This is a genomic window from Streptomyces sp. MB09-01, assembly GCF_033794505.1.
Lineage (GTDB): Bacteria > Actinomycetota > Actinomycetes > Streptomycetales > Streptomycetaceae > Streptomyces.
In genome coordinates this window covers 1-5,222 of sequence record NZ_JARAYQ010000402.1, presented here as the reverse complement: position 1 = coordinate 5,222, position 5,222 = coordinate 1, and the positions used below count along the sequence as shown (strand labels likewise).

6 protein-coding genes are annotated in these 5,222 nt (G+C 73.9%); 2 read left to right on the top strand and 4 right to left on the bottom strand.

Translation table 11 applies throughout. The features are described from left to right. Positions 1-113: 113 nt before the first annotated feature. Complete coding sequence (locus tag PV721_RS40995) at positions 114-653, bottom strand: hypothetical protein (protein WP_319733623.1); 540 nt, start codon at positions 651-653, stop codon at positions 114-116. A gap of 296 nt (positions 654-949) precedes the next feature. Between PV721_RS40995 and PV721_RS40990 the strand changes: the two genes are divergently transcribed. Then, positions 950-1,150, top strand: a complete 201-nt coding sequence (locus tag PV721_RS40990; protein WP_319733622.1) for a DUF5988 family protein — start codon at positions 950-952, stop codon at positions 1,148-1,150. Positions 1,151-1,234: 84 nt separating this feature from the next. On the opposite strand, the gene PV721_RS40985 is transcribed toward PV721_RS40990, so the two are convergent. Both PV721_RS40985 and PV721_RS40980 read right to left on the bottom strand, forming a co-directional pair. Beyond that, on the bottom strand, positions 1,235-2,662 hold the full coding sequence (locus PV721_RS40985; protein WP_319733620.1) for an NAD(P)/FAD-dependent oxidoreductase: 1,428 nt from the start codon (positions 2,660-2,662) through the stop codon (positions 1,235-1,237). A gap of 40 nt (positions 2,663-2,702) precedes the next feature. Continuing rightward, a complete protein-coding gene (locus tag PV721_RS40980; RefSeq protein ID WP_319733618.1) occupies positions 2,703-3,113 on the bottom strand; it encodes a thioredoxin family protein in 411 nt (136 codons plus the stop codon). A 112-nt stretch (positions 3,114-3,225) separates the two neighbouring features. Between PV721_RS40980 and PV721_RS40975 the strand changes: the two genes are divergently transcribed. Continuing rightward, positions 3,226-3,528: a hypothetical protein gene (locus PV721_RS40975; protein WP_319733616.1), complete on the top strand. Its 303-nt coding sequence runs from the start codon at positions 3,226-3,228 to the stop codon at positions 3,526-3,528. A 231-nt stretch (positions 3,529-3,759) separates the two neighbouring features. On the opposite strand, the gene PV721_RS40970 is transcribed toward PV721_RS40975, so the two are convergent. Then, the gene (locus tag PV721_RS40970; RefSeq protein ID WP_319733625.1) at positions 3,760-5,199 is read right to left on the bottom strand and encodes an aldehyde dehydrogenase family protein; all 1,440 of its coding nucleotides are present in this window, start codon (positions 5,197-5,199) and stop codon (positions 3,760-3,762) included. Between the last annotated feature and the right edge of the window lie 23 nt (positions 5,200-5,222).

Below are 5,222 nucleotides of genomic sequence, written 5' to 3'. Positions count from 1 at the left end.
GGTTTTTTGCCTTTCTCGTGGGCTTGGAAATTGTTATAAGAGACAGGTACCGGGCCGCGGGCGGGGCCGGAAACGGACCCGAAGGGCTGAGCCGAACCCGGCCCGGACCAGGCCTAGTTGAAGGTCACCGGGACGCGGACGTCGTACTTGCGATTGGAGGAGTCGAAGTGGTCGGCGCGCGTGACGACGGCGCACTGGACGGTCTCGCCGCAGATCTGGCCGCCGCCCAGGTCGGCCTTGACGTGGATGGTGATGCCGAAGGTCCCGCCCGGACCGTACTTGGACGTGTTGGCCAGGGTCCCACCGAAGGTGTTGTTGATCCAGTGCGAGGCACCGGTGGTGCCGGACTGGTCGGAGCCGCCCAGGCAGGGGGTGGGCTTGTTCGCGCCCTGTGCGCCGTTGACCGCGCAGAGGCCGACGTATATGCCCTTGGTGGTGTTGAAGCCGCTGCCGGTGACCGTGACGTTCTGACCGGCCGCGGCGGCGGAGGAGGGCGCCGTGACACTGAGGCTGAAGGTGGCCGCACCCTCGGTGACCGTACGCGTCGAGGTGGCGGCCGAGGCGGAGCCGGCCGCGCCGACGGCGAGCGCCACGGCGGCGGAGACGGCGACGGCCGCGCGGGCGACGGTGCGGGGCAGGGAGGCGGTACGCATCACTGGGAACCCTTTCAGGTGCGGGAGTGGTTTCCAGCACGGAAGCGCTGAAACTGAGGTAAGGCTAACCTAATTTTGACCAAGCTTGAACCCCCTCTTCCCCGTGCTCCCGCCCCCATGAGGGACCGTCAACTTCCCTTCGGTGAACGCCGGACCGCACTGTGGCACCTGTGGTGAGGTCGCCGGCGGGGCGGCCCGCCGACGACCGCTCGCGCCGGTCGGGGCAGGGTCCCTCGGGGCGGCGGCTCGACCGCCCTCGTGATGCGCGCGACCGCGTGCGTGGCAACACTGGGGCCATGACGAACAAGGCAGCCTTGGAGGGCGGCCCGGACGATCTCCCGGAGCGGATCGTCCCGATCGCCTCGCCCGGAGAAGACCTGAAGGTTCCGCACCGCGGCGGGTACGAGCACTTCAAGCCCACCGCACGGCAGCAGGACGGCCCGCAGGGGCGACTACCGGTCTACGAATGGTGGGAACGCACCGAGATCGCCGAATGACGGGCGGGGGTGGAGCCGTGTGACGCCCCCGGCTCCATCCCCGGCCGCGTCACCCCCGCGTCACCCCGGCCGCGTCACCCGGCCTCACCCCCGGTAGGTCTCCAGCAGCCGCAGCCAGATCTCGCTGATGGTCGGGAAGGCCGGCACCGCGTGCCACAGCCGCTCGAGCGGAACCTCCCCCGCGACCGCGATCGTGGCCGCGTGGATCAGCTCGGCGGCGCCCGGGCCGACGAAGGTGGCCCCGAGGAGGACATCCCGGTCGAGGTCGACGACCATCCGGGCCCGGCCGCGGTAGCCGTCGGCGTACAGCCCGGCGCCGGAGACCTTGGACAGGTCGTAGTCGACGGCGCGCACCCGGTGGCCCGCCCGTTCGGCCTCGGCCAGGGTCAGGCCCACCGCGGCGGCCTCCGGATCGGTGAACACGGCCTGCGGGAGGGCGCGGGTGTCGGCGGTAGCCGTGTGCGCGCCCCAGGGGGCGGTGTCCAGCGCGTCGCCGGCCGCGCGGGCGGCGATCGCGGCGCCCGCGATCCGGGCCTGGTACTTGCCCTGGTGGGTGAGGAGCGCCCGGTGATTGACGTCCCCGACGGCGTACAGCCAGTCGTGGCCCGGCACCCGGCAGGTGTCGTCGACGTCGATCCACTTGCCCGGGGGCAGGCCCACGGTGTCCAGCCCGATGTCGTCGGTCCGCGGTGCCCGGCCCGTCGCCATCAGCAGTTCGTCGCCCTCCAGGGTCTCGCCGCCCTCCAGCACCACCCGGACGGGGCCGGTCGAGCCGTCCCGTACGACCGCCTCGACGGCCACCCCCGTACGGACGACCGCCCCGGCCTCGCGCAGCGCGTCGGCGACCAGTTCGCCCGCGAAGGGCTCCATCCGCGGCAGCAGCCCGGAGCCGCGTACCAGCACGGTGACCTGCGATCCGAGACCCTGCCAGGCAGTGGCCATCTCGGCGGCCACCACGGAGCCGCCCACGATCAGCAGCCGGCCGGGGACCCCCTGGGCCGAGGTCGCCTCGCGGCTGGTCCACGGGCGGGCTCCGGTGATGCCGGGCAGGTCCGGGACCACGGCCCGGGTGCCGGTGGCGACGACCACGGCGTGCCGGGCCGCCAGTACGTGGTGCTCGCCCTCGGGGCTGGTGACGGCTACCTTGCGGACCCCGTAGAGCCGGCCGTGGCCGCGGTAGACGTGGGCCCCGGTGGAATCGAGCCAGTCGATCTGGCCCTGGTCCTTCCAGTCACCGGTCCAGTAGTCGCGGTGCGCCAGCACCGCCGCCGTGTCCAGGGGACCCCCGGCGGCCCCCGCCAGCCCCGGCACCCGGCGGGCGTCGGCCCGGGCCAGCACGGGGCGCAGCAGCGCCTTGCTCGGCACGCAGGCCCAGTACGAGCACTCGCCACCCACCAGTTCGCTCTCCACGAGCGCCGTGCTGAGCCCGGCGGCGCGGGTCCGGTCGACGATGTTCTCGCCGGCCGGGCCCCCGCCGAGCACCACGACGTCGTACTCCACGGCTTCAGTCATACGGGCCAGTGTCACGCCGGTCCGCGGCCGCGTCACGCACTCAGGCCTCCGGCGTGCCGGGCTCCTGGGTGCCGGGGTCCTGCGCGCCGCCCTGCTGCGTGGCGGCGATCTTGGCGCGCACCTCGTCCATGTCGAGCGCGCGGGCCTGCCCGATGAGGTCGGTCAGCGCCGCCTCCGGCAGGGCGCCGGGCTGGGCGAAGATGGCCACCTGGTCCCGGACGATCATCAGGGTCGGGATCGAGGTGATCTGGAAGGCACCGGCCAGCTCCTGCTGCGCCTCGGTGTCCACCTTGGCGAAGAGCAGGTCGGGGTGAGCCTCGGAGGCCCTCTCGTAGACCGGCGCGAACTGCAGGCACGGCCGGCACCAGCCCGCCCAGAAGTCGATCAGCACGAACGGGTTCTCGCTGACCGTCTGGTCGAAGTTTTCCTTGGTGAGCTCGACTGTAGCCACGGTGTCCAGACCTCCTGATTGAGCCGACTGCTCCTTGAACGAACGACCTGCCTCCGGCATTCCGCGGACACCGCCGACCGGCCCGCCAAGCGCTAGTCGAAGGGTGACCCGGTTGCGTATCGACGGGCACGCCGACGGGCACGCGCACCTGTGGACCGCGGAGCACCTCGCCCGCCCCGGACGACTGGGGAAGGCCGATACGGGCACCCGACGCGGGACCGGCGCCGAGGCGACCGGGGCCGATGCGCACGGGGGCCGATCTGGACCGCCCGTTCGCGCTGATGGGCCGGGCATGGACTTCCAGGTGCTCTCCGTCGCACCGCAGTCCCCCGCACCTGGCGGAGAGCCCGACGCCGTGGCGCTGGCGCGTGCGGCGAACGACTCGTACGCGGAGCTGGTGGTCCGCTTCCCCTAACGCTTCCAGCCTTCGCCGCGCCGTCCCTCCCCCCCCCTTGTGGACGCCTCGCTGCGCGAGATCGACCTGCCTGCGGCACCGGGCCGCTGGGCTCGGTGTCGCCGGGCCGCTCGCCAGGCGATCCGAGGGCCAGCGGGCGCCCGGGCCGCCCAACGCCCCGGGCAGCCCGTAGCCCTGGTGATGAGCGATACCCGGCCTGGCGGCCGCACCGGCGTGCGGTTTCGGGTTCTCTCAGAAGGGGTGGCCGGCAGGGGTGCTGCGGGCCGTGGCCCAGCGGAGTTCCGTGAAGGCGTCCAGGTTCGCCTCGCCGCCGAAGCGGGCGCCGGTGCCGGAGGCGCCGACTCCGCCGAACGGGGCGACGGCCTCGTCGTTGACCGTCTGGTCGTTGACGTGCGCGATCCCGGTGGGGATCCGCTCGGCCAGGTCGAGCCCGCGCGCCGCGTCGCGGGTCAGGATCCCGAGGGAGAGGCCGTACGGGCCCGCCGAGGCCAGTGCCACCGCCTCGTCCTCCGTCGCGAAGGAGCGCACGGGTGCCACCGGGCCGAAGACCTCCTCGGTGTACGCGGGGGTTTCGTCGCCGACGCCCGCCAGGACGGTCGGCCGGTAGAAGAGGTCCCGGTGGGTGCCGCCGGCGACGAGCTTGGCCCCCGCTGCGGTGCTGGCCTCCACCAGGGCGTGTACGCGTTCCACCTGGGCGCGGTCGATCAGCGGGCCCAGGTGGACCTGCTCGCGGTACGGGTCCCCCACGGCCAGTTCCTCGGCGCGCGCGGCGAGCCGCTCGACGTACTCGTCGTAGAGCGAGGCGTGTACGAGGTGCCGCCCGGCGGTCATGCAGATCTGGCCCTGGTGGAAGAAGCTGCCCCAGGTCGCCTGGGCGACGGCGGCCTCGACATCGGCGTCGCGGAGCACGACGAGGGCGGAGTTGCCGCCCAGCTCCAGGTGCACGCGCTTGAGATGACGGCCCGCCAGTTCTCCGACGGTGCGGCCGGCGGCGGTGGATCCGGTGAAGGACACCACCCGGACCCGCGGGTCGGCGACCACCGCGGCGCCCGTCCCGGCGCCCCCGGGCAGGACGTGCAGCAGCCCGGCGGGGAGTCCGGCGGCGGCGAAAACGGCGGCGAGGGTGAGGCCGCCGCAGACGGCGGTCCGCCGGTCCGGCTTCAGCAGCACCGCGTTGCCGAGTGCCAGCGCCGGCGCGACCGAGCGGATCGCCAGGATCAGCGGGGCGTTGAAGGGGGCCACGACCCCGACCACCCCGGCCGGGACCCGGCGCGTGAAGGACAGCCGCGGTGCCTCGCTCGGCAGTACCTGCCCGACCGGGCGCGAGGCCAGCGCGGCTGCCTCGTAGCACTCCTGGGCGGCGACGTGCAGTTCGAAACCGGCCTTGCCGGGTATCGAGCCGGATTCGCGGACCAGCCACTCCCGCAGCTCGTCGGCGTGGGCGGCGAACAGGTCCCCGGCGCGGCGCAGCACGGCCGCCCGCTCGAGGTGGGTGGCGCGCGCCCAGTCGCGCTGCGCGGCCCGGGCCCGTACGGCGGCCTCCGCCACGTCGCCGGGCGCGGCGAGGTCGAGGGTGGCGAGGACGCGGCTGGTGGCGGGTTCGACGACCGGCGCGGCGCCGCCGGTGAGGGTGGGTCCGTCCTGCCAGAGCGTCGGGTCGAGGAGCGGCATGGCGCGGGGCCTCCGGATGGGGA

Bases quoted from the DNA above. Each gene is read 5' to 3' on its own strand.
- PV721_RS40995 (WP_319733623.1), bottom strand. From the start codon at position 653: ATGCGTACCGCCTCCCTGCCCCGCACCGTCGCCCGCGCGGCCGTCGCC.
- PV721_RS40990 (WP_319733622.1), top strand. From the start codon at position 950: ATGACGAACAAGGCAGCCTTGGAGGGCGGCCCGGACGATCTCCCGGAG.
- PV721_RS40985 (WP_319733620.1), bottom strand. From the start codon at position 2,662: ATGACTGAAGCCGTGGAGTACGACGTCGTGGTGCTCGGCGGGGGCCCG.
- PV721_RS40970 (WP_319733625.1), bottom strand. From the start codon at position 5,199: ATGCCGCTCCTCGACCCGACGCTCTGGCAGGACGGACCCACCCTCACC.